The sequence below is a fragment of the Kitasatospora sp. NPDC048365 genome (assembly GCF_043200835.1).
Lineage (GTDB): Bacteria > Actinomycetota > Actinomycetes > Streptomycetales > Streptomycetaceae > Kitasatospora > Kitasatospora terrestris.
In genome coordinates, this window is sequence record NZ_JBICYJ010000021.1 from 109,201 (window position 1) to 133,420 (window position 24,220).

Genomic DNA, 24,220 nt, shown 5'->3' on the forward strand with positions numbered 1-24,220 from the left:
CTTGGACCCGAGACGGGGCACCGAAGGAACGAGCGAGGAGAGTCCACTGATGGGCAAGGTGTACGCGACCACCGAGCGGGTCTACCAGGCCGCGCCGGCGCGGGTGTACGAGGCGCTGGCCGACTACACGGGGACCCGGCCGAAGATCCTGCCCGCGCAGTACAGCGAGTACGAGGTGCGGGCCGGCGGCACCGGCGCGGGGACGCAGGTGCACTGGAAGCTCCAGGCGACCGAGAAGCGGGTGCGGGACTGCCTGTTCACCGTCTCCGCGCCCAGCCCGGAGAAGCTGGTGGAGACCGACGCCAACTCCTCGATGGTGATCACCTGGACGGTGTCGGCGGTCGGCGAGGCGCAGGCCAGGGTCACCGTCGAGGCGAGCTGGACCGGCGCGGGCGGCATCGGCGGCTTCTTCGAGCGCACCTTCGCGCCGAAGGGCCTCAACCGCATCCACGACCAGGTGCTCGCCAACCTGGCCGAGCAGCTCTAACGCGGATCGGCGGCGCGGGGGCGCCCGACGCCCCCGCTGTCGCTCGTGCGAGTGCACCCGTTCCCCGGGACGGGTGAACGCGGGGCCCCGCGGCACTGACGCGGATCTAGGCTCCGCCGGGTGCAGATGACGATCCTTCACGTCTCCCAGCCCGTCGACGGCGGTGTCGCCCGCGTGGTGGTGGACCTGGTCAAGGGCCAGCGCGAGGCGGGGTGCCGGGTGCTGGTGGCGTGCCCGCCGGGCGGGCGGCTGACGGCGGAGGTGCTGGCGGCCGGCGCCCGGGTGCTGGAGTGGCCGGCGGAGCGCTCGCCGGGGCCGTCCACCGCCGCCGAGTCGCTGCGGCTGCGCCGGATCGTCCGCGGGGCCGCGCCCGACGTGCTGCACCTGCACAGTGCGAAGGCGGGCCTGGCGGGCCGGTTGGCGGCCCGCGGTTCGGTCCCGACCGTCTTCCAGCCGCACGCCTGGTCCTTCACCGCCGTGGAGGGCCGGCTCGCCGAGGCCTCGCTGCGCTGGGAGCGGTTCGCGACCCGCTGGGCGGACCGCGTGCTGTGCGTGAGCGAGCAGGAGCGCGCGGACGGCGTGGCGGCGGGTCTGGAGGCCCGCTGGCAGGTGGTGCCGAACGGGGTGGACGTCCGCCACTTCGCACCCGCGGACTCCGCCGCGCGCCGCCACGCGCGGATGGTGCTGGGCCTGGACCAGGCCGCGCCGCTCGCGGTCTGCGTGGGCCGGCTGTGTCGGCAGAAGGGCCAGGACGTCCTGCTGGACGCGTGGCCGCGGGTGGTCGGCCGGATCCCGGGTGCCCGGCTGGCGCTGGTCGGCGGCGGGCCGGACGCGCCGGCGGTGGCGGAGCGGGTCCGGGCGCTGCCGGGGCCGTCCCGGGTGCGGCTGGCGGGGGACGTGCCGGATCCCCGGCCGTGGTTGGCGGCGGCGGACCTGGTGGTGCTGCCGTCCCGCTGGGAGGGGATGGCGCTGGCCCCGCTGGAGGCGATGGCGGCGGCCCGCCCGGTGCTCCTCACCGATGTGCCGGGGGCCCGTGAGTGCCTGCCGCCGGCGCACCGTCCGGTGGCCCTGGTCGCGCCCGGTGACCCGGTGGCGCTGGCCGAACGGATGTCCGCGATCCTGGGTGACCGGATCGAGTGCGAACGACTTGGTGCGGCGGCACGGGAACACGTGTCGGAACATCATGATATTCGCGGCGTGATCACCCAGGTGGACGGGCTCTACCGGGCCCTGGCGCGCCGGGCCGAGGTCCCGGTGAGCCGTGGGAGCCGTGTCCCGCAGCGGTTCTGATCGTTTGTCAGGCAGAGGATGCTCGCCCCGTGACGGTGCGGCCATATTTCCGAAAGTCTGATTAATGGGCGGGTGGAATGAAGTGGCAAGTCGACTTCCGGCAATGGCGGCAGTGTTCGGTACTGTCTGATTTTGCCTGCTTCATTCCCATTTTGAAAGACAAATGGCGGATCGCCACCACGGCAGCAGGTGCTTACCTGGACCGCGTCCACCGGGCCGGGGTCGCCGCGCCGGCACCACCTGTCCGGCTCCGGCTGTCCCGCCCCGGCGGGTACACAGCAGGGGAGTTCGTGCGCTGATGACCATTGACCACGAGAGTGTGCCGAGGCCGGGCAGACCCCTGTCGAGCCCGCGTCGGACGGCGACACTGGACCGGCCGACGGGATCCGCGCCCGCCCGGCCCGCCGCCGCCCCCGGCCGCCACCGCAGGCGGCTGCACTCCCGGGTCGCGCTGCCCGGCGGCCTGGTCGCCGCGGACGTGGCGGCCGCCGCCGGTGCGGCCGCGCTGACCGCGCCCGCCGCCGCCCACCCGCTGGCCGCCGCCGCCCTGCTGCTGCCCGTCCTGGTGCCGCTCAACCTGGCCGGCGGCCTGTACCGCAGCCGGCTCACCCTCTCCGTGCTGGACGAGTTCCCGGCCCTCGCCGCCCGCGCGGTGGTGGCCACCGCGGTCGTGGTCACCGTCGGCGCCTGCCTGGACGGCGGCTCGCCGGCCCTCGACCCGAGCGGTCCGCGCGGCGCGCTGCGACTGGCCGCGCTGCTGGCCGGCATGCTGCTGTTCACCCTGCTCGGCCGCGGGTTCACCTACCGCCTCGCCCGCCGGGCCCGGCGGCGCCGCCCGAGCCCGGTGCTGGTGCTCGGCGCGGGGCAGCTCGGCCAGCGGATCGCCGCCGTGCTCAGCGAGCGCGCCGAGTACGGCATGCGCCCGGTCGGCTTCCTCGACCCGGATCCGGTGCTGCTCCCGCCGGGCAGTCAACTGCCGGTGCTGGGCGGCCGGGAGGCGCTGCACAAGGTGGTCCGCCGGCACCGGATCCACCACGTGGTGGCCACCGAGGGCGCCACCGACGAGGCGGAGACCGCCGCCTCGCTGCGGCTGGCCGCCAGGCTCGGCTGCCAGGTGTGGCTGGTCCCGGCGCTGCGCGAGTACAGCTCGGTCAGCCGCTTCCCGGTCGACCACCTCTACGGCTTCCCCTGCCTGCGACTGGACCGGCCGGCACTGCGCCGCCCGACCTGGCTGGCCAAGCGGGCGCTGGACATCGCCGCCGCCGGGCTCGGCCTGCTGCTGATCTCCCCGGTGCTGGCCGCGTGCGCGCTGGCGGTCCGCTTCGACACCGGCCCCGGGGTGCTCTTCCGTCAGCAGCGCACCGGCCTGGACGGCAAGGTCTTCACCGTCCTCAAGTTCCGCACCCTGCGCCCGAGCAACGAGCACGAGTCGGCGACCCGCTGGAACATCTCGCACGACCACCGGATGGGCGCGGTCGGCCACTTCCTGCGCAAGACCTCGCTGGACGAGCTGCCGCAGCTGTGGAACGTGCTGTGCGGCGACATGAGCCTGGTCGGCCCCCGGCCGGAGCGCCCGTACTTCGTGATGCGGTTCGGCCAGGCGTACCCCGAGTACGCCGACCGGCACCGCGTCCCGGTCGGGCTGACCGGCCTGGCCCAGGTGAACGGCCTGCGCGGGGACACCTCGATCGAGGACCGGGCCCGCTTCGACAACCGCTACATCGAGAGCTGGAGCCTGTGGCAGGACGCCAAGATCCTGCTGCGCACCGCGGCCCTGATGCTCCACCCGGACGGGAGCTGAACCGGTGGCCCTGACCCTCACCCGGCCGTCCGCGCCGAGCGTCCCGCGCCGCGCCGCCGCCATAGTCGCGGCCCGGCCGAGCCTGCTGGCGGCCGCCACGGTGCTCCTGGTCTGCGTGCCCACCGGCGAGAAGGACGTCACGGCCGCGGTCCACGTCACCGCCGCGGACATCGCCTCGCTCGCCCTGGTCGGGCTGACCGCCCTGGACCTGCTGCGCGGCCGCACCCCGCGGCTGCCCGCCGCCGTCTGCCTGCTGTTCGGCGGCATCGTGCTGGCCGCCGCCGCGGCCACCCTCGGCTCGATCGACCCGGCCGCCAGTGCCACCGGCTTCGTCCGGCTGACCCAGGTGTTCGTGCTGGTCCCGGCCGCGGTGCTGTGCTCGCTGCGGGACCGGCTCGACCAGCGGATCGTGCTCGGCTCCTTCGTCGCCGCCGCGCTGGTCCAGGGCGTGGTCGGCGCCGACCAGTACCTGACCCGCACCGGCGCCTCGTACACCGGGCAGCCGATCCGCGCGGTCGGCACCTTCGGCGCCCTCGACATCATGGCGATGTCCACCGTCGTCTCGTACGGCCTGCTCGCCGCCCTCGCCCTGGCCCTCGCCGAGCGCGGCCCCGGCGGCAGCGCCTGGCTGCGGCGCGGGATGTTCGCGGCGGCCGCCTTCCTGACCTTCCCGCTCGCGGTCTCCTTCAGCCGCGGCAGCTGGATCGCCTGCGCCGCCGCCGCGACCCTGCTGCTGCTGCGCGCCGACGCCCGGCTGGCGGTGCGCTCCGCGGTGGTCGCGGCCGCCGCCGGGGTGGTCCTGGTCGGCGGCCTCGGCCTCGGCGGGGACGGCGTCACCGCCCGGCTCGGCTCGATCGGCTCGGTCTCCGCCGCGCCCGACCAGTCGGTCTCCGACCGCTACGACCTGTGGGCCACCGCCGGCCGGATCTGGCAGGACCACCCGGTCACCGGCGCCGGCCCGAAGGCCTTCCAGCAGTTGCGCGACAGCCACGCGCCGCTGCGGCTCTCCTCCGGCAGCGACGCCGCGGACTCCACCATCGGCTTCACCCGGGAGCCGCTGCTCTCCCCGCACAACATGTACTTCCTGGTGCTGAGCGAGCAGGGCCTGGTCGGGGTGGTCGCCTACCTGGCGCTCTTCCTCGCTCTGCTGATCGGCTGCCTGCGCCGGGCCTCCGGCGCCGGGCTGGCGGCCCTCGCCCTGCTCGGCTGGGTGCTGGTCGACTTCCTGTACGCCGACATCGGCGGCACCACCACGGTCCTGACCTCCCTGGTGCTCGGCCTGGCCGCCCGTACGGCGCTGCCCGGCTCCGACGAAGGACGAGCCGCATGACCACCGAACAGCCGCTCGCCGCACCACCGTTGACCCCGCACCTGCCGCAGCAGCCGACCGGCGACGGGAGCGGGCCGCCGTCCGCCCGCCGCGGGTTCCTGGCCAAGGCCTTCGGCGTCACCGCGCTGCTCAGCGCGGCCGGATCGGCCCTCGGCCTGCTCCGCGACCTGCTGCTGGCCCGCTACTTCGGCGCCAACCAGGGCACCGACGCCTTCCTGGTCGCCTGGACCGTCCCGGAGACCGCGGCGCCGCTGCTGATCGAGGACGCGATGGCGTTCCTGATGGTCCCGGCCTTCAGCCTGGCCCTGGTGCTGCGCGAGGAGCGGCCCGACGGGCCGGACCCGGTCCGGCAGTTGGTGAAGGCCACGCTGCCCTGGATGCTGCTCGCGCTGAGCGCCCTGTCGGCCGGGGCCGCGCTCGGCGCCCCGCAGCTGGTCGAGCTGCTCGCCCCCGGGCTGGCCGACCCGGAGCTGGCCGTCACCTGCACCCGGATCACCGCCTTCACGGTGCTGCCGTTCGGCGTGGCCGGATACCTGGCCTCCGCGCTGCGCGCCCACCACGGCTTCACCGCCCCGGCCACCATCTACGTCGCCTACAACCTGGGCATCCTGGCGCTGCTGCTGACCTGCCACCAGCTGTGGGGCGTCAAGTCGGCGGCGCTCGGGGTGGCCTTCGGCAGCCTGCTGATGGCCGGGGTGCTGATCGTCCCGTTCCTGGGCCGGCTGCACACGGGCAAGCGGCGCAAGGCGCACCGGCGCGGCCCGGTCGACCGCCGGCTGGTGCTGATGCCGCTGGCGATGCTGCCGGTGGCCGCCTTCACCCTGACCCGCCAGGCCCAGGTGTTCATCGAGCGCTACCTGGGCTCCGGGCTGCCGCCGGGCACCATCTCGCACCTCAACTACGCCACCAAGGTCTCCCAGCTCGCCATGACCTCGGCCATCCTGGTCGTCACCGTGACCTTCCCGGTGGTGGCCCGGGCGCTCGCCGCGGGCGACCCGACGGCCGCCCGGGACCGGGTGGAGAAGGACCTCGGCCAGGCCTCCGCGCTGGTGCTGATGGGCACCGCCTTCCTGATGGCCTGCGCGCCCTCGGTGGTGGCGCTGCTCTTCCAGCGCGGCGCCTTCGGCGCGCACGACACCACCGCCACCGCCGCGGTGATCCGGGTGTACAGCTTCGGACTGCCCGCGCAGGCGCTGATCGGCGTGATGGTCCGCCCCTACTTCTCGGTCCGCCCGGTCGTCCGCCGCGCCGACGACCCGGACACCGAGGACGGCGGCCGCCGCCTCCTCGACTGGTACCCGGTCGCCGCGATGGCCCTCGGCCTGCTGGTCACCGTCGCGGTCGGCCTGGCCGCCGCCCCGCGCTTCGGCGCGCTCGCGCTGGCCGCCGGCAACGCCGCCGGCATCACCACCGCCGCCGCGCTGCTGCTGCGCGGACTGCTGCTGCGCGGCATCGCGCTGCGGCTGCCCGCGGTGCTCGGCGGCCAGGCCCGGCTGCTGGCCGCCGCCCTCGGCGCGACCGCGCTCGGCGCGCTCGCCGCCGCGGTCACCACGAACCCGCTGCTCTCCACCCTGAGCGGCGGCGTCACCGTGGTGCTCGCCTTCGCCGCCCTCGGCGCCGCGTTCGGCGCCGCCGAGGTACGCGGCCCCGTCCTCGCCCTGGCCCGGGCGATCAGCCCGCGTGCCACCCGAGCCGCCGAAGGGATCTCGTCACATGGACGCTGACCTCGCCAGCCTGCCGGCCCAGGCCGCAGGGCCCAGGGCGGCGCCCTGGATCCTGATGTACCACTCGGTCGCCGACGAGGAGGAGGACCCGTACCTCCTCACCGTCAGCCCCGAACGCTTCGCCGCGCAGATGGCCTGGCTGTACCGCACCGGCCGGCGCGGGGTGAGTGTCCGGGAGCTGCTCGCCGCCCGGGCGGCCGGCGAGGACGCCCGGCTGGTCGGCCTGACCTTCGACGACGGCTACGCCGACTTCGCCCGGCACGCCGTCCCGGCGCTGCGCGAGTACGGCTTCACCGCCACCGCGTACGTGGTGCCCGACCTGCTCGGCACCGAGAACGGCTGGGACGTCGAGGGCCCGCGCAAGCAACTGCTCACCGTCGACCAGGTCACCCAACTCGCCTCCGCCGGATGGGAGATCGGCTCGCACGGGCTCGGTCACCAGGCGCTGCCCGGGCTGCCCGCCGAGGTGCTGGCCCGGCAGACCCGGGAGAGCCGCCGCGCCCTGGAGGACCTGGTCGGCGGCCCGGTGACCGGCTTCTGCTACCCGTACGGCGCGGTCGACCTGCCCGCCACCCTGGCGGTGCGCGACGCCGGGTACGAGTACGCCTGCGCGATCCAGCACTCCGAGCTGACCGGCCGGTTCGCCCTGCCGCGCTGCTACGTCGGCGACCGGGACGGCGCCTGGCGGCTGCGCGCCAAGCACGGCCGGCACCGCTGGCGGGACGCGATCACCGGGCTGCGCCACAGCGGAGTGATCGGCCAGCGCGGAGGCCCGCGGTGAAGGTCCTGCACATCGTCACCGGACTCGCCGCCGGCGGCGCCGAGCGCCAGCTCCTGCTGATGCTGCGCCACCTGCCCGAGCGGCACCGGTGCGAGGTCGCCACCCTGACCAACCCCGGCACGGTCGCCGCGGCGCTGCGCGCCGAGGGCTTCACCGTCCACGACCTGGCGATGCGCGGCAACCGCGACCTCGGCGTGCTGCCCCGGCTGACCCGGCTGGTCCGGGCCGGCGACTACGACCTGGTGCACACCCACCTCTACCGGGCCGGACTGTACGGCCGGCTGGCCGCCCGCCTCGCCGGGGTGCGCGCGGTGGTCTCCACCGAGCACTCGCTGCAGGCCGGGGTGATCGAGGGCCGCCCCACCACCCGGGGCGTGCGCGCCCTGTACCTGGCCGCCGAACGGCTCGGCTCGGTCACCGTCGCCGTCTCCGGGCAGGTCGCCGGGGTGCTCGGCGACTGGGGCGTGCCGGCCCGCCGGGTGGTGCTGCTGCCGAACGGCATCGAGGCCGCGCGGTACGCCCCGCCGACCGCCTCCCGGGCCGCCGTCCGGCAGGCCCTGCGGACCGAACTCGGGCTGCCGCAGGAGGCGTTCGTGGTCGGCGCGGTCGGCCGGCTGGTCCCCGGCAAGCGCTTCGGGGTGCTGCTGGAGGCGCTCGCCGAGCTGCGTGCGGCGGCCGCCCCGCACCCGGCGCCGGGCGGGCCCTGGCTGCTGCTGGTCGGCGCCGGGCCCGAGCACGCCGCGCTGGAGCGGCAGGCCGAGCGGCTCGGCGTCCGGGACCGCCTGGTGCTGCCCGGCGAGCGGGACGACGTCCCGGAGCTGCTCACCACGATGGACGTGCTGGCCTCCCCGTCGGCCGAGGAGACCTTCGGCCTGGCCGCCCTGGAGGGCCTGGCCGCGGGCCTGCCGGTCCTGCACTCCGCCTGCCCGGCGCTGGACGACCTCCCCGCCGGTGCCGCCCCGCAGGCCCGCGCGCTGCCCTCCGCCGCCGCCGCGTACACCACCGCGCTCGCCGACCTGATGGGCCGCCGCCCCACCTCCCTGCCCCAGCCCCCGGCCGTCGCCCACTACGACATCGCCCGCATCGCCGCCGAACTCGCCGCCCTGTACGACCGCTTCGACCGCCCGGGGCGGCCCGTCCCGCCCGCCCGGCGCTCGCCCGCGACCGTCCTGCAGCCGTCGTCGGCCCGGTCCGGGCCGCCCGGCGGGCCCTGAGGCCCGGGGGCGTGGGGCGCCGCCGACGCGTCCGCCCCGCCCCGGGCCCTTTTGAACCACCGTCCGTTCCCGACCTTTCGGAGTCCCCCATGTCCAAGCCGCGCCGGAACGTCCGCGCGCTCGTCCGCCGCTGGTGGCCGCTGGCCGTCGCCGTCCCGCTCGGTGCGGCGGCCGGGGCCGGCTACGCGCTGGTCTCGCACCCCTCGTACGCCGCCAACGCCTACGTCATCGTGGTCCCGCAGAACCAGGGCGAGGCCGCCACCGCGACCAACTTCGCGCAGGCGTACGGCCGGCTGGCAGGCCAGCCGCAGGTGCTGGCGGCGGCCGCCGCCGAGTCCGGGCACAGCGTGGCCACGCTGTCCGGCCTGGTCCGGGGCACCACCTCGCCGGACGCCCCGATGATCGAGATCACCGGCACCGGCGCCCGCCCGGCGGAGGCGGTGAAGACCGCCGACGCGGTCGCCAAGTCGCTGATCGCCTTCGGCAACGCCAGCAGCAAGGAGACCGGGGTCCGACTGGTCCCGCTGGCCCAGGCCGCCGAGCCGGACCGGCCGGCCACGCCGTCCGCCCAGTTGGACGTCGCGGTCGGCGGCGCCGCCGGGGTGCTGCTCGGCACCCTGGTGATGCTCACCCGCCGCCGCCGCGACGAGCCCGCCGCCGAGGCCGCCGAGGCCGCCGACGCCGTCGAGCCGGCCGCCCCGCCCCGCCCGCGCGCGGACACCGCCGCGAAGCAGCCGGAGGAGCAGCCCGCCCGGAGCGCCCGGTGAGGGCCGGCGTCCGCGCGGGCGAGCGGGCCGCGGTCCGGGTGCCCGCCCCGCAGGGCGGCTCCTGGACCTCCGAGGTGCTGCGCACCGACGACGCCCTGGACCGGGTCGCCGAGGAGTGGGACGACCTGTTCGGCCGCTGCCGGACGGCCACGCCCTTCCAGGCCGCCGGCTGGCTGTGCTCCTGGTGGCGGCACTACGGCACCCCCGGCGCGCTGGTCGTGGTGCTGGTCCGCCGGGACGGGCGGCTGGTCGGCGCGGCCGCGCTGCGCCGCCGCGGCCCGTTCGGCGGCCTGACCAATCTGGGGGCCGGCCTGGTCGACTTCACCGACGTGCTGCTGGACGAGGGCTGTGCCGACCGGGCGGCCGCCGAGCTGGCCGCCGCGCTGCCGCTGCGCCGCCCCTGGCACAGCTTGGAGCTGCGCGAGGTCCACCCGGAGGCGGCGGTGCAGAAGGTGTTCGCGGCGTGGTCGGGCCGTCGGCACCGGTTCGCCGACTCGCTCTGCCAGTACCTGCCGGCCGTCCCGATGGAGGAGCTGCTGAAGCGGCTGCCGGGCAAGACCGCGCAGCGCAGCCGGGTCAAACAGCGCAAGATCGCGGAGTCCGGGGTGGAGGTCCGGGCGACCGCGCCGGAGGAGGTCGCGGAGGCGGTCCGCGGGCTGCTGCGGCTGCACTTCGAGCAGTGGCAGGACCGCGGTGTCACCCCCGAGCACCGCGCGCCGCGCTTCGCCGCGCACCTCACCGAGTCGACCACCGCGCTGGTGGCCACCCGCCGGGCGGCGATGCACCGCTACTGGCTGGACGGCGAGCTGGTCGCGGTCAACCTGCTGGTGCTCTGCCCGTCCTTCGGCGGCCTGTACATGTACGGCGCGCACCCGCGGCTGCGCGAGCGGCTGGACATCGCGGGCCTGCTGTTCGGTGTCGCGCTGGACGAGGTCCGGGACGCCGGTGTCCCGGTGCTGTCGCTGCTGCGCGGCCAGGAGCCGTACAAGCAGCGCTGGCGCCCGGACCAGCTGTCCAACCAGCGGCTGGTGCTCGGCCCGGGCCGGCTGGCGCCGTTCGCCGCGGCCCGGGCGGCCCGGGTGCGGCTGCGCGGTGCGGCGGTGCACCTGCTGCGCACCCGGCTGCCCCGGGTGAAGGAGGCGCTAGCGGCCCGCCGCCTGGGCTGAGCCGGTGCCGGCCGCGGCGCCGGGCGAGCCGGACATCAGCTGCTTGAAGACCGAGCCGGAGCGGGGGTTCCGGTCGCACTGCCAGAAGCCGTGCGGACAGTAGTCGGTGAGCGTCTGGTAGGCGGTGTCGTGGGTGCGCATCCACTCCACCATCCGCCGGACGAACTCCGGGTTGTCGCCGTTGCGGAACAGCCCCCACTCCGGGTACGACACCGGCTTGCCGCGCTTGGCGGCGAACTCGACCTGGTCCTGCAGCCCGTAGGGCTCGGAGACGTACTCGTCGAAGGTGCCGCCGGCCGGCTGGTCGTAGCTGTCCATGCCGATGATGTCGACCACGTCGTCGCCCGGGTAGCAGCGCGTCCACGGGATGGCGTCCAGGCCCCGGTTGGGGGCGAAGTCGAACTGGAAGTGCTGGCCGGGCACCGAGCGCATCACGCCGACGATCCGCCGCCAGTACGCCTTCCAGGCGGTCGGGTCGGGCTTGCAGCGGGAGGTGTAGGTGACGCCGTTCATCTCCCAGCCGAGGGTGACCACGGTGTCCCCGCCGCCGAGCGCGACCAGTTTGCGGGCCAGCTTCAGGAAGTGCTGGTCGAACTCGCCCTTGTTGCCGCGGGCCAGCAGCCGGGCGACCTCGGCGTCCGGCACGTTGCCCTCGTTGGGTACCAGCATCGGCACGCCGAGCACGAGCTTGCGCGAGGGGTCGCCCTGCCGCCACTGCGACCACAGGCCCAGCACCACGTTCTCGCCCTCGATGTCCTGCCATCCGTTGCCGGCCAGGTAGGTGTGGCCGACCTGCATGTTGGCGTTGCCCAGCCAGGTGGCCATCCGGGCGATGTTGGGGATGTAGTTGTCCCAGGAGCCGACGAAGGCGCCGAACGGCACCTCGTGCTTGGCCCGCTGCACCACCGGCCGGGGCGCCGCGCCGCGCGGCTGGATGGCGTCCGAGGAGAGCACCGCGTCGTGGCGCTCGGTCTGGCTCAACGGGGTGCCGGAGGGAACGCTCGCCGTGGTGATCAGCAGCAGTGCGGCGGCGGCCAGGGTCAGGCGGCCGAAACGCATGGGCTCTCCGATGGGGGATCAGGAGGACGGAGTGGGGGTCGAACTGTGCCGACAGTAAGCCCACAAGCCGTCAAAAAAGCCACATATCACCCAAAAGTGGCAGGTCGTACTGTCGAACGGACAGTCCGTCGCGCGCGGCTCAGTCGAAGGTGTTGCACTGCGCCATGTCACCGGTCCGGTAGCCGGTGGTGAACCACTGCTTCCGCTGCGCCGAGGAGCCGTGCGTCCAGGTCTCCGGGTTGGTCCGCCCGGTGGCGCGCTGCTGGATCCGGTCGTCGCCGACCGCCTGCGCCGCGTCCAGCGCCTGCGCGATGTCCTGGTCCGTCAGGTCCGTGATCAGCGGCCGTCCGGTGGAGGCCTGCGGGGTGGTGGTGGCGTGGTGCGTCCAGACACCCGCGTAGCAGTCCGCCTGCAGCTCCAGCTCGACCGAGGCGCTGTCCGCGCCCTGCCGGTCGCCGCCGACCTTCGCCATGGTGCCGGTCAGGTTCTGTACGTGGTGCCCGTACTCGTGGGCCACCACGTACGCCTCGGCGAACGGCCCGCCGCGGGCGCCCAGCCGGGTCGTCATCAGGTCGAAGAAGCCGAGGTCGAAGTAGGCCTTGCGGTCGGACGGACAGTAGAAGGGGCCGACCGCCGAACTGGCCGTCCCGCAGGCGGTCGCCACCCGGTCGGTGAACAGCACGGTGGCGGCGGGCGCGTACTGGCCCTGACGGCGGGCGAACTCGCTCTTCCAGAAGTTCTGCAGGCTGTTGACGGTGGCCAGGATCCGGCAGTCCTGCCGCCGGTCGGCGTCCGCCCCGGTCCGGCACGCGGACTGCAGCTGGGCCGAGCTGGTGGCCTGTCCGACCGGCGGTGCCACCGGGTCGTCGGACACCCCGAACAGCGCCGGGTCCACCCCGAAGACCACCGCCACCAGCACCGCGAGGATGCCGACCAGTCCGCCGCCCACCGCCGCCCGGCCGCCCGGAAGGCCGCGCCGGTCCTCCACCTGGGAGGTGTCCAGCCGCGCGTCGTCGTCGAATTGCATCCTGTATCACCTCTGTAACAGTCCGTCCAGCGGCGGCAGTCGCACCCTAGCCGCGGCAGCGGCCCCCCGCCCGCCGACCACCGCAGGTGAACGCGGGCGCCGTCAGCTCCGGATAAGCGCCCGGGCAGGTGGCGGGGGTGTCGCGTCAAGCTGCCCCGGCACCCGATCGGGCGGTACCGTACGCCCGTGCCCTCCAACCCGCTGCGAAGCCTCTCCCCCCGATCCGCACTCCCCGCGCTGGCCGTGCTGCTCGTCCTCGGGGCGGGCGCCGCCGCGCACGCCAACCGGCCCGAGCCGTTCGGCGACAAGGTGGTCGGTGCGGACGGCGCGGACGCCAGCCCGGTGGGCGCGCAGTCCTCGGGCACCGGCGGCCTCGACCTGAAGGTCGGCCCCGGCCTGGAGGCCTACGCCCGGGACGGCGGCCAGCACCTGTGGTCCTACCGCCGCGAGGGCGCCACCGCGCTGCACCTCGCCATGGTCGGCGAGAACGCCGTGGTGGTCTGGGACGACGGCATGGTCACCTCGGTCCACCCGGCCGACCACTCGGTGCGCTGGCACCGCTCCGTCCCCGGCCTGGCCGACTGGCTGCACGCCGAGGGCGAGCCCGGCGCCGCCGACCGCACCGAGGCGGAGAAGCGGGACACCGCGGGCAAGCGGGCCGCCGCCGCCCTGCAGCCCGCCACCGAGGAGGAGCCCTGGGTGGCGGTGGTCACCCCGACCCTCACCATGGGCTTCCGCGAGCGCGACGGCGACCTGCGGTTCAACTCCCGCCCGGCCGCCGGCTGCGTGTACGACCCGCTGCGCGCGGTGCACACCGACAACGCGATGCTGGTGCCCCGCACCTGCGCCACCACCGTCAACGGCGTCCACCAGCTGCCCGGCGGGATCAGCGTCTTCCGGCTCAGCGGCCACGGCTGGCAGCTCAGCGCCGGCCCGGACGTGCAGCTGCGCCGGATCGACAACCACCGGGTGACCGTCGACGACGGCCCGATCCTCGGCAGCCACGTCTTCGACACCGACCAAGGCGTCCCGGAGACCACCTGCGGCGCCGCCCCGCAGCCCTTCGCCGCGCTCTCGGCGGCCTGCGCCAAGAAGTAGGAGCAGCGGCGGGAATCCCGGGGCGGGCGCTCCGAAAATCGTTTTGCCGCGGTCACGTAGACTGGTCCGGATGGCTGTGTGCCATGTCCACCGCTAGGAGTGACCTCAGCCATGATTTCCGCGAACGCCCTGGAGCTGCGCGCCGGTGCCCGCGTCCTGATCGAGTCCGCCTCCTTCCGGATCGCCCCCGGCGACCGGATCGGGCTGGTCGGCCGCAACGGCGCCGGCAAGACGACGCTCACCAAGGTGCTGGCCGGCGAGGGCCTCCCGGCCGGCGGCACCGTGACCACCTCCGGTGAGGTCGGCTACCTGCCGCAGGACCCCCGCACCGGCGACCTCGACGTCCTCGCCAAGGACCGCATCCTCTCCGCCCGCGGCCTCGACACCGTGCTCCGCAAGATGCGCGAGAACGAGGACCGGATGGCCAACGGCCAGGGCGCCACCCGCGAGCGGGCGATGAAGAAGTACGCCAACCTGGAGACCGAGTTCCTCACCAAGGGCGGCTACGCGGCCGAGGCCGAGGCGGCCACCATCGCCGCCGCCCTGGGCCTGCCGGACCGGATCCTCAACCAGCCGCTGCACACCCTCTCCGGTGGTCAGCGCCGCCGCGTCGAGCTCGCCCGGATCCTCTTCTCGGACGCCGACATCCTGCTGCTCGACGAGCCGACCAACCACCTGGACGCCGACTCCATCGTCTGGCTCCGGGACTTCCTGAAGACCTACAAGGGCGGCTTCATCGTCATCTCGCACGACGTCGACCTGGTCGAGACCGTCGTCAACAAGGTCTTCTACCTGGACGCCAACCGCGCCCAGATCGACATCTACAACATGGGCTGGAAGCAGTACCAGCAGCAGCGCGAGGACGACGAGAAGCGCCGCAAGCGCGAGCGCGCCAACGCCGAGAAGAAGGCCGCCACCCTCAACGCGCAGGCCGACAAGATGCGCGCCAAGGCCACCAAGACGGTCGCGGCGCAGAACATGGCCCGCCGCGCCGAGAAGCTGCTGTCCGGGCTGGAGCAGGCGCGCGTCTCCGACAAGGTCGCCAAGCTGCGCTTCCCGGACCCGGCGCCCTGCGGCAAGACCCCGATGACCGCCGCCGGCCTGTCGAAGTCCTACGGCTCGCTGGAGATCTTCACCGACGTCGACCTGGCGATCGACCGCGGCTCCAAGGTGGTCGTGCTCGGCCTGAACGGCGCGGGCAAGACCACCCTGCTGCGGATGCTCGCCGGCGTCGAGAAGCCGGACACCGGCGAGGTGATCCCCGGCCACGGCCTGAAGATCGGGTACTACGCGCAGGAGCACGAGACCCTCGACCCGGACCGCACGGTGCTGGAGAACATGCGCTCCGCCGCGCCCGACACCGACCTGGTGCAGATCCGGAAGATCCTCGGCTCCTTCCTCTTCTCCGGCGACGACGTGGACAAGCCGGCCGGCGTGCTCTCCGGCGGCGAGAAGACCCGTCTGGCCCTGGCCACCCTGGTGGTCTCCAGCGCCAACGTGCTGCTGCTCGACGAGCCGACCAACAACCTGGACCCGGCCAGCCGCGAGGAGATCCTCGGCGCGCTGCGCTCCTTCACCGGCGCGGTGGTGCTGGTGACCCACGACGAGGGCGCGGTCGACGCGCTCCAGCCGGAGCGGATCATCCTGCTGCCCGACGGCGTCGAGGACCTGTGGAGCCCCGCCTACCACGACCTGGTCTCCCTGGCGTGAAGCCCGAGTAGACGCCGAATCAGCTTTTCGGCGCAGAAAATCTCCTACCCCGGCGATGTCGGGAATGCAAGGGTCCCGGATTCCGTTTGTCCGGGGCCCTTCGCTCGTTCGGCGCCGAAGGCCCCGGCTGATCAGCGAATTCGCCCCGGAGCCCGGAAGCGCGAGGGGGCGCGTGCACCCAGGGTGAGCGCCCTTGTGCGGAGCGAGCACCACCGGCGGACTGCGCTTTCCCGGGACAGACCTTGTCGAATGGGTGGCCATGAGCCTGGCAATGGGTGATCATGGGATTCTGACCGATCACCTCTACGAGGAGGCACGGGTGGCTGAGACTCTGAAAAAGGGCAGCCGGGTGACAGGTGCCGCGCGTGAGAAGCTCGCGGCTGACCTCAAGAAGAAGTACGACTCCGGGGCGAGCATCCGCGCGCTGGCGGAGGAGACGGGCCGATCCTACGGTTTCGTGCACCGCATGCTCAGCGAGTCCGGGGTGAATCTCCGCGGTCGCGGCGGTGCCACCCGCGGCAAGGGCAAGGCCACTGCTGCCGCCGGATCTTGACGGTCCGTCAGCTCAACTCCTCACAGTCGTTCCGAAGCTCCAGACGAGTCGGCGGCCGGGTCACCCGGGCCGCCGATCGTCGTTTTCCGGGGGGCTGTGCCTGGGTGGAGGGTTTTGTTACTCTCCAGTAGCCCTGTTGCTCCCCGCTGGAGGTACCACCCATGACCGCGCCCGTCACCGACGCCGAGCAGAAGCAGTGGGAAGAGGCCGGCGTCCGCCTCGAGCTGGACGGCGAGCTCGCCACGGTCACGCTCTGTCACCCCGAACGGCGCAACGCGCAGACCCCCGCGATGTGGCGCGCGCTCGCCGCCGTCGGCCGCAGCCTGCCCGGCACCGTCCGCGTGGCGCTGCTCCGCGCCGAAGGCCTCTCCTTCTCCGCCGGCCTCGACCGGGCCATGTTCACCCCCGGGGGCATCGCCGGCGAGCGCACCTTCCTCGAACTCGCCGCCTCGCCCGACCAGGAGCTCGACGAGGCCATCGCCGGCTACCAGGAGGCCTTCACCTGGTGGCGCCGCGCCGACGTGGTCACCATTGCCGCCGTCCAGGGCCACGCCGTCGGTGCCGGCTTCCAGCTCGCCCTCGGCTGCGACCTGCGGGTGGTCGCCGACGACGTCCAGTTCGCCATGAAGGAGACCTCGCTCGGCCTCGTCCCCGACCTGGCCGGCACCAAGCCGCTCACCGAACTCGTCGGCTACGCCCGCGCCTTGGAGATCTGCGCGACCGGCCGCCGGGTCGGCGCCGAGGAGGCCGTGGCGATCGGCCTGGCCAACACCGCCGTCCCCGCCGCCGAGCTCGACGGCGCCGCCCGCGACCTCGCCGCCGCCCTGCTCGCCGCCCCGCGCGGCGCGGTCATCGAGACCAAGGCCCTGCTCCAGGGCGCCGGCGGCCGCGACTACGACACCCAGCGCGCCGCCGAGCGCGCCGCCCAGGCCCGCCGGCTGCGCGAGCTCGCCGGCATCGCCGAGTAGCCACCGTCCGGTCCGAAGGGCGCGCGGGATCCGATCCCGCGCGCCCTTCGGCGTCCCCGGGTGTCCGCAGCAACTCCCCTCGCGGGGGCCGTGGCGGAATGCCAGAGTTGGGCTGATTTGCGATATAGCTGGACAGCACACCCCCAGGGAGCCCCGCGATGACGCAGACCCCGACCCCCGCCGACCTCCAGAAGACCCTCACCCACGCCCCCGACACCGGCCCCGGCCCCGATGCGGCCGACCGCGGACGCACCGCGCTCGCCGTCGGCGTGGTCGAGAAGATCGCCGGCATGGCCGCCCGCGAGGTCTCCGGCATCCACGCCCTCGGCTCCGGCTTCTCCCGGACCTTCGGCGCCATGCGGGACCGCGTCCCCGGCGGCAAGTCCGGCGTCGGCCGCGGCATCAAGGCCGAGGTCGGCGAGAGGCAGACCGCCATCGACATCGCCCTGGTCGTCGAGTACGGGGTGGTCATCCCGCGGCTCGCCACCGAGGTGCGGGAGAACATCGTCGAAGCGGTCGAGCGGATGACCGGACTCGAGGTCGTCGAGGTCAACATCGCCGTCAACGACGTCCACCTGCCCAACGAGCCGGAGGAGGAAGAGGAGCAGGAGCCCTCCTCCGGACGGCGTACCCGCGTCCAGTGAGGAAGGCCCCATGAATCTGGCCCTGGTCGGCCTGATCGCCGGCATGGCCCTCGGCTTCGCCGGATACTTCGGCGGCTTCGCGGCGTTCCTGCTGGTCGCGGCGCTCGGCGCGGTCGGCTTCGTGGCCGGCCGCGTGCTCGAGGGCGACATCGAACTCGGCGACATCGGCGACCTGCTCCGCGGCCGGGACCGGCGGCGCTGATGAGCGGAGCGGTGGTGGCCGCCGGCAGCCGCGGACGGGTACGGATCGCGGACCGGGTGTACACGGCGATCGCGGCGCGGGCCGCGCAGGAGGCACTCGCCCCGGCGTGGGCACCGCACGGCCGACGCGGGCCCCTCCCGAAGGTCACCGTCCTCGTCACCCGCAACGCGGTCCGCCTCACCCTCCACCTGGAACTGCCCTTCCCCGCCGACATCGCCGCCCTCGCCACCACCGCCCGCAACGCCGTCACCACCGAAGTCACCGCCCTCACCGGCACCCCGGTCTCCGACCTCAACGTCACCATCGACCGCCTCCACCCCGCCGGACCCCGCCGATGACCAACACCCCCGACGACCCCGACCACCCGACCCCGGGCCCCCCGCCCCCCGCCGCGGGCGCCTCCGCCCCCGCTGCGGAGCAGCCCGCCCCCGGCCCGCCGGATCCCGCCTCCGGCGACACGGACGGCCGAGCCGAGCAACCGCACCCAACCGACGCCCCCGCCGCGAAGCGGCTGACGCCCTCCGCCTCCGGCGGGCCGGGCGGCGGGGCCGGTGATCCGGGCGCAGACGCCGGCTCGACCTCGGGTGGCTCGACTTCCGGCTCCGGCGGGGCCGGCGAGGGTGCGGAGCAGCCCGGTTCCGGCTCCGGGGGGCGGCGGGTGCGGTTGCGGGCGGGGCGGGGGGTTGCGGCGGGGGTGGTGGTGACCGTGGTGCTGGTGATGGCAGGGACGCTGTTGTACGACGTCGTCGCGGTGCGGACCGGGCACCGGGCGCGGCCGTGGCGGGAGAACCTCTCGCAGGAGCTGGCCACCCGTCATCTGGACGACCCGTGGGTGCTGGGTGCGGCGGGAGGCGCGGTGGCGGTGGGGGCGGTGCTGCTGTGGCTGGCGTTCGCGCCGGGGCTGCGGCGCTGGCTGGCGTTGTCGCGGCCGGGGTCTGCGATCCACCGGGCGGGTGTCGCGGCGTTGGTCGCGGAGCGCGCCGCGGAGCTGCCGGACGTCCACGACGCGCGGGTGAAGGTGTCGCGGCGCGGCACGAAGGTGACGGTGACGGGCGCCCACGACCCTGCGGCGGTGGAGCGGGAGCTCCGCGTGGAGCTGTCCCGGATCCCGCTCGCGGCGCCGCACCGCCTGGACGTCCGGACCCGGCCGTTCCATCCGCACCACGGCCACCGGCGTGGCCTGGAACAGGAGCCCACCCCGTGAGCCGTACCGCGGTCAATCGCACCGTTCTCGCCGTCGCGGGCCTGGTCCTGCTGGCGCTGGGTGTCCTGGTGCTGCTGGGCGGGCTGGACGTGTACGGGCGGCTGGGGGTGACGGTGCCGGACTGGTGGCCGTGGACGTCGCCGGACCAGCCGGTGCTGAGCGAGGCGTCGCGGACCCGGTGGACGGACGAGTCGTGGTGGTGGCCGGTGGCGATCGCGGTGCCGGCGGTGGTGGTGGCGGGCTGCCTGTGGTGGTTGTTCGCGCAGGCGCGGCGCAGTGGCCCGGCGGGGATCGACCTGCCGTCGCCGGCGGGTCCGCGCGGGCATTTCGCGTTGCACGTGCGCAGCCGAGCGATCGAGGACGCGGTGGAACGGGCGACGGTGGCGCTGCCGGACGTGGCGCGGGTGCGGGTGCGGGTGGCGGGTCGGCCGCACCGGCCGTACCTGCGGGCGGCGGTCCGGATGGAGTCGGGTGGCGGTGCGGCGGATCTGCTGGCGCGCTACTACACCGGTCCGCTGGAGGGGGCCCGGACCAGTCTGGGGCTGGCCGCGCTGCCGTCGGAGTTCCGGCTGCGGGTGACCGGCCGGCGGACGTCCGCCGGCCGGGACCACCACGTCCGGGTCCACTGACCCGACGTCAGCGGACCTGTCGTCATGTGGCGCGGGGTCAGAGCCCGCGCAGGGCGCCGCCGTCGACCGGGACCATCACGCCGGTGAGGTAGGAGGCGGCGGGGGAGAGCAGGAAGGCGCCGACCTTGCCGAACTCCTCGGGGGTGCCGTAGCGGCCGAGCGGGATGGCGGCGCTGGCGCGGGCCCGGGCGGCCGCGGCGTCGCCGCTGAGCGCGTCGAGCTCGCGGACCCGGTCGGTGTCGATCCGGGCGGGCAGCAGGCCGACGACGCGGATGCCGCGCGGGCCGAGCTCGTCGGCGAGCGACTTGGCGGCCATCGCGAGGCCGGGCCGCAGGCCGTTGGAGACGCCGAGGCCGGAGATCGGTTCGCGGACGGAGCCGGAGAGCACGAAGCCGATCACGCCGCCCTCGCCGAGCTCGGCGGCGGCGGTGCGGGCGATCCGCAGGGCGCCGAGGAAGACGCTCTCGAAGGCGCCGCGCCAGGTGTCGTCCTCGGTGCGCAGGACGGGGCCGGCGGGCGGGCCGCCGACGCTGATCAGCACGCCGTCGAGGCGGCCGAAGTGCTCCTTCGCGGCGGCGAGCAGCCGGTCGGCGGCGTCCGGGTCGCTGTTGTCGGCGACCACGCCGCGGGCGTGGTCGGTGCCGCCGAGCTGCTCGACGGCGGCGTCCAGGTTCTCCCGGGAGCGGCCGCCGAGCACCACGCGGGCGCCGTCGGCGACCAGCTGCCGGGCGGTGGCGAAGCCGAGCCCCCTGGTGGCGCCGGTCAGTACGTACACCTTCTGCTGAAGTCCGAGGTCCATGGGGACATCCTGCCTGGTCGGAGGCGTGGAGTGGAGTGCGTCTCACTGCGCGGCACGGTCGGGGCCCGCAGTTGACGCCGCCGAAGACTTAGGGAAACCTAACCTTGCTTTCAGCGCCCTCTCACCTTCCGGAGCACCACCATGGCCCTTTCCGAACCCCTTGCCGCCCCGCTGGCGGGCACCGCCGCCCGGTGCGTCGCGGTCTCGCTCGGGCTGAGTGGGCTGTGGGCGGGCTGCGCCTGGGCGGCCGGGCACCTGCACGCCGATCCGGCGCTGCACACGGTGGCGCTCTTCGTGCACCTGGCCGCGCTGGTGGTCGGGTTCGGCGCGGTGCTGGCGATCGACTACGTCGGGCTGCTCTGGCTGCTCGGCAAGCGCACCCTGCGCAACGTCCTCGACCTGACCGCGCCGCTGCACGTGCCGGTCTGGGCGGGCCTGGCCGGCCTGACCTTCAGCGGCATCCTGCTGGAGCCGAACCTGGACTCCAACCTGACCCGGCTCAAGCTGGTGCTGGTCCTGCTGATCGCGCTGAACGGGGTGCACGCCACCGCCCTGCACCCGCGCCTGGAGTCGTACGGCACGCTCCGGCCCCCGGCGCACCTGATGGCCCGTGCGGCGGGGTCGGCCGGTCTCTCCCAGCTCGGCTGGTGGGGCTCGGTCCTGATCGGCTTCTACAACACCCGCCACTGAGGCCGCGGCGCCGACGGCGGCGCGCCCCCGGTGGCGGTGGCCGCGGCGGTGCCTACGCCTCGCCGGGCCGCGGGGGCCTGTCGCCGCAGCAGGAGGTCGCCGGGCAGCAGATCAGCTCGGCGAACTGCCCTGCCTCCTCCACGGCGGAATCCAGCCACCAGTGGTCCTCGGCGGCGCCGACCATGGTGGCGTGGCCGGGCGGGTGGGCGATCGGGTAGCCGAGGGCGGCGTACGCGGCCCACAGGTCGCCGTGGTGGTGCAGCAGGCTCTCGGTGAGCGCGGCGATGGTGGTCCTCGCGACGGAGTCGCGGTACCGGCTGTCCTCGGCGAGGGTCAGGATCGCGGCGGAGGTGCGGATGGCGTCCCGGCTGAGCGCGGCCAGTCGCAGGCCCGTCACCGGCAGGCGCTCGGCCCCGTCCTCGCCGTCCCGGCCGATCCGGACGGTGTAGCGCTGGAAGGGGTCGGCGGCGGTCTCGGGCGGGTCCGGCACCAGGACGGCCCGGGCGTCGACCAGGAAGCCGTGGGTGAGCGGCGCGTCCTGTGGTCCGTCGGATCCGGTCAGGTGCACGGTCACGCGGACGGGGGCCGCGGGGTCGGTCATGAGGGTCTCCGTTCGGTCGGCGGGGCCCGGCCGGTGGCGGGGCGGTCCCTCCGACATTGGACCGTCGGGCAGATCATCTGAAAAGGGACTATTAGGGTGGTCCGGGCGAAACAGGGTGCTCATGGGGCACCCGACGGAAGGCGCGCGGCCCCGATGCGGCCGAAGATGGGGGGAGCGGACCCCCCTTCGAGGTGCACAGCATGGAGAACCGGCGGTTGCCGTACATCGACAACATGGCCGCCGCCCTGGTCGACGGCGCCGGGCGGGTGGTGGGCTGGACCCCGGCCGCCGAACGCCTGCTCGGCCTGCCCGCCGAGCAGGTCACCGGACGGCCCGTCCGGGCCCTGCTCGCCGAGCCCGGCCACAAGCCGCAGCGCACCCCCGACGGCTGGACCGGCGACACCCTGCTGCGCACCGGCGGCGGCTACCCGCTCGCCGTCTCCTACCGCGTCCTGCCGCTGATGGCCGACGCCGACGGCCCCCGCCACCTCGTCCTCGGCGCCCCCGCCGAACGGGTCGCCCAGTGGCGCCAGGACCACGCCTTCACCCGCGAGCTCTTCCTCCAGGACCGGATCGGCCTGGCCGTCTTCGACCAGCACCTGCGCCTGGTCCGCACCAACACCCACCTGCTGCCGTACACCGGCCTGCCCCCCGACCTGCGCGGACACCGGCTCGACGAGTTCATCCAGGCCCCCGACGCCGCCGCGCTGGAGGAACTGCTGCGCGAGGTGCTCCGGACCGGCCGGCCCGCGGTCCGGGCCGAGGTGCTGGTGCGCACCCTGGACGACCCGCGCGGCGGCGTGGTGATGGCCATCGAGGCCTTCCGGCTGACCGACGTCAGCGGACGGGTGATCGGCGTGACCGCCCTGTTCAGCGACGTCACCGAGGTGTACCGGTCGCGCGAGCGGCTCGGCCTGCTGCACCGCGCCACCGCCGCCGTCGGCGGCACCCTCTCGGTCGACGGCACCGCCCAGGACCTGGCCGCCGTCCTGGTCCCCGCGCTCGGCGACCACGCGGCGGTGGACATCGCCGAGGCGGTCTTCACCGGCGAGGAGCCGGTGCCCGGCGAGGACGGCCTGCTCACCCTGCGGCGCACCGCGGCCGCCGGGCAGGCGCCCCCGACCGCCGCCGACGTGGTGGTGGACGCCGAGCTGCCGGCCGGCACCGGCGAGGACCCGCCGTCGATGACCGCTCCGCTGCGTGCCCGCGGCATCCTGCTCGGCCGGGTGACCCTGCACCGCGACCCCGTGGCCGGCCCGTACGAGCCGGCCGACCTCGACGTGCTCCGGCAGATCGCCGGACGCACCGCGCTCGCCCTCGACAACGCCCGCCGCTACACCCGCGAGCACCGCGCCGCGGTGGGCCTGCAGCGCAGCCTGCTGCCGCCCGCCGAGACCGACACCGCGGCCGCCACCACCGCCAGCGTCTACCTGCCCACCGACACCGCCAGCGGCGTCGGCGGCGACTGGTTCGACGTCATCCCGCTCTCCTCGGCCAGGGTGGCCCTGGTGGCCGGCGACGTGGTCGGCCACGGCCTGCAGGCCAGCGCCACCATGGGCCGGCTGCGCACCGCCGTCCGCACCCTCGCCGACCTCGACCTGGAGCCGGACGAGCTGCTGGTCCACCTCGACGACCTGGTCTCCCAGCTGGTGGTGGACGACGGCGAGATCGACGACGGCGACGGCGACCGCAGCTCCGACCCGGTGGTCGGGGCGACCTGCGTCTACGCGGTGTACGACCCGGTGACCGGGCGGTGCGCGGCGGCCAGCGCCGGCCACCCGCCGCCCGCGCTGGTCCACCCCGACGGGCGGGCGGAGTACCTGCGGATCAGCCCCGGTCCGCCGCTCGGCGTCGGCGGGCTGCCGTTCGAGGCGGTGGAGGTCGACGTCCCGTCCGGGAGCGTACTGGCGCTCTACACCGACGGGCTGATCGAGGGGGCCGGCGCGGACCTGGACGAGGGGATGGCCGGACTGCTGGAACGGCTGGCCGGGACGGACTTCACCGCCGGCCTGCGGGCCGCCGGGCGCGCCGTCGTCGCCGGGCTGCCCACCGAGCGGCTGGCGGACGACGTCACCCTGCTGCTCGCCCGGGTCCGCGAGGTGCCCCCGGAGGCGGTGGCCAGCTGGACCATCGAGGCCGACCCGGCGGCGGTCTCGGGCGTCCGCGAGGCGGCCAGCCGGACGCTGGGGGAGTGGGGGCTGGACGAGCTGGTGTTCACCACCGAGCTGGTGCTGAGCGAGCTGGTCACCAACGCCATCCGCTACGCGGGCGGCCCGGTCGAGGTCCGCCTGATCCTGGCGGGGACGCTGACCTGCGAGGTCTCCGACCCCAGCGCCACCCAGCCGCGGATGCGCCGGGCCCGGCTGACCGACGAGGGCGGCCGCGGCCTCTACCTGGTCGCCCAGCTCACCAACCGCTGGGGCAGCCGCTACACCCGCACCGGCAAGACCATCTGGGCCGAGCAGTAGCCGAGCAG

At 74.9% G+C, this 24,220-nt stretch carries 24 protein-coding genes; 20 read left to right on the top strand and 4 right to left on the bottom strand.

Going from position 1 to position 24,220, the window contains the following annotated elements:
* The first annotated feature begins 49 nt into the window (after positions 1–49).
* The 9 genes from ACGFX4_RS22195 (at position 50) to ACGFX4_RS22235 (ending at position 10,560) form a co-directional block, all read left to right on the top strand.
* On the top strand, positions 50–487 hold the full coding sequence (locus ACGFX4_RS22195) for an SRPBCC family protein (protein ID WP_393077034.1): 438 nt from the start codon (positions 50–52) through the stop codon (positions 485–487).
* Between the two features lie 126 nt (positions 488–613).
* Positions 614–1,777 (top strand): glycosyltransferase, encoded by a 1,164-nt coding sequence (locus ACGFX4_RS22200; protein WP_393077037.1) that lies wholly within the window; start codon positions 614–616, stop codon positions 1,775–1,777.
* Between the two features lie 298 nt (positions 1,778–2,075).
* Positions 2,076–3,578, top strand: a complete 1,503-nt coding sequence (locus ACGFX4_RS22205) for a sugar transferase (protein WP_393077039.1) — start codon at positions 2,076–2,078, stop codon at positions 3,576–3,578.
* Positions 3,579–3,582: 4 nt separating this feature from the next.
* Positions 3,583–4,908, top strand: a complete 1,326-nt coding sequence (locus tag ACGFX4_RS22210) for an O-antigen ligase family protein (RefSeq protein ID WP_393077042.1) — start codon at positions 3,583–3,585, stop codon at positions 4,906–4,908.
* On the top strand, positions 4,905–6,632 hold the full coding sequence (locus ACGFX4_RS22215) for a lipid II flippase MurJ (RefSeq protein WP_393077044.1): 1,728 nt from the start codon (positions 4,905–4,907) through the stop codon (positions 6,630–6,632). The genes ACGFX4_RS22210 and ACGFX4_RS22215 overlap by 4 nt, the downstream gene beginning before the upstream one ends.
* A complete protein-coding gene (locus ACGFX4_RS22220) occupies positions 6,622–7,413 on the top strand; it encodes a polysaccharide deacetylase family protein (RefSeq protein ID WP_393077047.1) in 792 nt (263 codons plus the stop codon). Before ACGFX4_RS22215 ends, ACGFX4_RS22220 begins: the two co-directional genes overlap by 11 nt.
* Positions 7,410–8,627, top strand: coding sequence for a glycosyltransferase (locus tag ACGFX4_RS22225; protein ID WP_393077049.1), 1,218 nt, complete (start codon positions 7,410–7,412; stop codon positions 8,625–8,627). The genes ACGFX4_RS22220 and ACGFX4_RS22225 overlap by 4 nt, the downstream gene beginning before the upstream one ends.
* An 89-nt stretch (positions 8,628–8,716) precedes the next feature.
* On the top strand, positions 8,717–9,394 hold the full coding sequence (locus ACGFX4_RS22230) for a Wzz/FepE/Etk N-terminal domain-containing protein (protein WP_393077051.1): 678 nt from the start codon (positions 8,717–8,719) through the stop codon (positions 9,392–9,394).
* Positions 9,391–10,560 carry a GNAT family N-acetyltransferase gene (locus tag ACGFX4_RS22235; protein ID WP_393077053.1) on the top strand — a complete coding sequence of 390 codons (1,170 nt, stop codon included), beginning with the start codon at positions 9,391–9,393 and terminating at the stop codon, positions 10,558–10,560. The genes ACGFX4_RS22230 and ACGFX4_RS22235 overlap by 4 nt, the downstream gene beginning before the upstream one ends.
* Here the strand turns inward: ACGFX4_RS22235 and ACGFX4_RS22240 are convergent.
* Positions 10,537–11,619 (bottom strand): glycoside hydrolase family 26 protein, encoded by a 1,083-nt coding sequence (locus ACGFX4_RS22240; RefSeq protein ID WP_393077056.1) that lies wholly within the window; start codon positions 11,617–11,619, stop codon positions 10,537–10,539. The genes ACGFX4_RS22235 and ACGFX4_RS22240 overlap by 24 nt on opposite strands.
* Positions 11,620–11,758: 139 nt before the next feature.
* On the bottom strand, positions 11,759–12,646 hold the full coding sequence (locus tag ACGFX4_RS22245) for a neutral zinc metallopeptidase (protein ID WP_393077057.1): 888 nt from the start codon (positions 12,644–12,646) through the stop codon (positions 11,759–11,761).
* A gap of 186 nt (positions 12,647–12,832) precedes the next feature.
* Between ACGFX4_RS22245 and ACGFX4_RS22250 the strand changes: the two genes are divergently transcribed.
* The 9 genes from ACGFX4_RS22250 (at position 12,833) to ACGFX4_RS22290 (ending at position 19,654) form a co-directional block, all read left to right on the top strand.
* On the top strand, positions 12,833–13,744 hold the full coding sequence (locus tag ACGFX4_RS22250) for a hypothetical protein (RefSeq protein ID WP_393077060.1): 912 nt from the start codon (positions 12,833–12,835) through the stop codon (positions 13,742–13,744).
* Between the two features lie 111 nt (positions 13,745–13,855).
* On the top strand, positions 13,856–15,454 hold the full coding sequence (gene abc-f / locus ACGFX4_RS22255) for a ribosomal protection-like ABC-F family protein (protein ID WP_393077062.1): 1,599 nt from the start codon (positions 13,856–13,858) through the stop codon (positions 15,452–15,454).
* Positions 15,455–15,773: 319 nt separating this feature from the next.
* A complete protein-coding gene (locus ACGFX4_RS22260) occupies positions 15,774–16,007 on the top strand; it encodes a helix-turn-helix domain-containing protein (protein ID WP_030461122.1) in 234 nt (77 codons plus the stop codon).
* 161 nt (positions 16,008–16,168) lie between these two features.
* Positions 16,169–16,975 (top strand): enoyl-CoA hydratase/isomerase family protein, encoded by an 807-nt coding sequence (locus tag ACGFX4_RS22265; protein WP_393077064.1) that lies wholly within the window; start codon positions 16,169–16,171, stop codon positions 16,973–16,975.
* Between the two features lie 158 nt (positions 16,976–17,133).
* On the top strand, positions 17,134–17,619 hold the full coding sequence (locus tag ACGFX4_RS22270) for an Asp23/Gls24 family envelope stress response protein (RefSeq protein WP_393077066.1): 486 nt from the start codon (positions 17,134–17,136) through the stop codon (positions 17,617–17,619).
* 10 nt (positions 17,620–17,629) lie between these two features.
* A complete protein-coding gene (locus ACGFX4_RS22275; RefSeq protein WP_393077069.1) occupies positions 17,630–17,821 on the top strand; it encodes a hypothetical protein in 192 nt (63 codons plus the stop codon).
* A complete protein-coding gene (locus ACGFX4_RS22280; protein ID WP_393077071.1) occupies positions 17,821–18,159 on the top strand; it encodes a hypothetical protein in 339 nt (112 codons plus the stop codon). Before ACGFX4_RS22275 ends, ACGFX4_RS22280 begins: the two co-directional genes overlap by 1 nt.
* A gap of 356 nt (positions 18,160–18,515) precedes the next feature.
* A complete protein-coding gene (locus ACGFX4_RS22285) occupies positions 18,516–19,025 on the top strand; it encodes a DUF6286 domain-containing protein (protein ID WP_393077073.1) in 510 nt (169 codons plus the stop codon).
* Positions 19,022–19,654 carry an alkaline shock response membrane anchor protein AmaP gene (locus tag ACGFX4_RS22290; RefSeq protein WP_393077076.1) on the top strand — a complete coding sequence of 211 codons (633 nt, stop codon included), beginning with the start codon at positions 19,022–19,024 and terminating at the stop codon, positions 19,652–19,654. The genes ACGFX4_RS22285 and ACGFX4_RS22290 overlap by 4 nt, the downstream gene beginning before the upstream one ends.
* 37 nt (positions 19,655–19,691) lie before the next feature.
* Here the strand turns inward: ACGFX4_RS22290 and ACGFX4_RS22295 are convergent, their stop codons facing one another.
* On the bottom strand, positions 19,692–20,453 hold the full coding sequence (locus ACGFX4_RS22295; protein ID WP_393077079.1) for an SDR family oxidoreductase: 762 nt from the start codon (positions 20,451–20,453) through the stop codon (positions 19,692–19,694).
* A gap of 141 nt (positions 20,454–20,594) precedes the next feature.
* Here ACGFX4_RS22295 and ACGFX4_RS22300 point away from each other — a divergent pair, with 141 nt between their 5' ends.
* Positions 20,595–21,143 (top strand): hypothetical protein, encoded by a 549-nt coding sequence (locus ACGFX4_RS22300; RefSeq protein ID WP_393077082.1) that lies wholly within the window; start codon positions 20,595–20,597, stop codon positions 21,141–21,143.
* 52 nt (positions 21,144–21,195) lie between these two features.
* Here the strand turns inward: ACGFX4_RS22300 and ACGFX4_RS22305 are convergent, their stop codons facing one another.
* The gene (locus ACGFX4_RS22305) at positions 21,196–21,744 is read right to left on the bottom strand and encodes a hypothetical protein (RefSeq protein ID WP_393077084.1); all 549 of its coding nucleotides are present in this window, start codon (positions 21,742–21,744) and stop codon (positions 21,196–21,198) included.
* A gap of 200 nt (positions 21,745–21,944) precedes the next feature.
* Between ACGFX4_RS22305 and ACGFX4_RS22310 the strand changes: the two genes are divergently transcribed.
* Complete coding sequence (locus ACGFX4_RS22310) at positions 21,945–24,212, top strand: SpoIIE family protein phosphatase (RefSeq protein ID WP_393077087.1); 2,268 nt, start codon at positions 21,945–21,947, stop codon at positions 24,210–24,212.
* Positions 24,213–24,220: the final 8 nt, after the last annotated feature.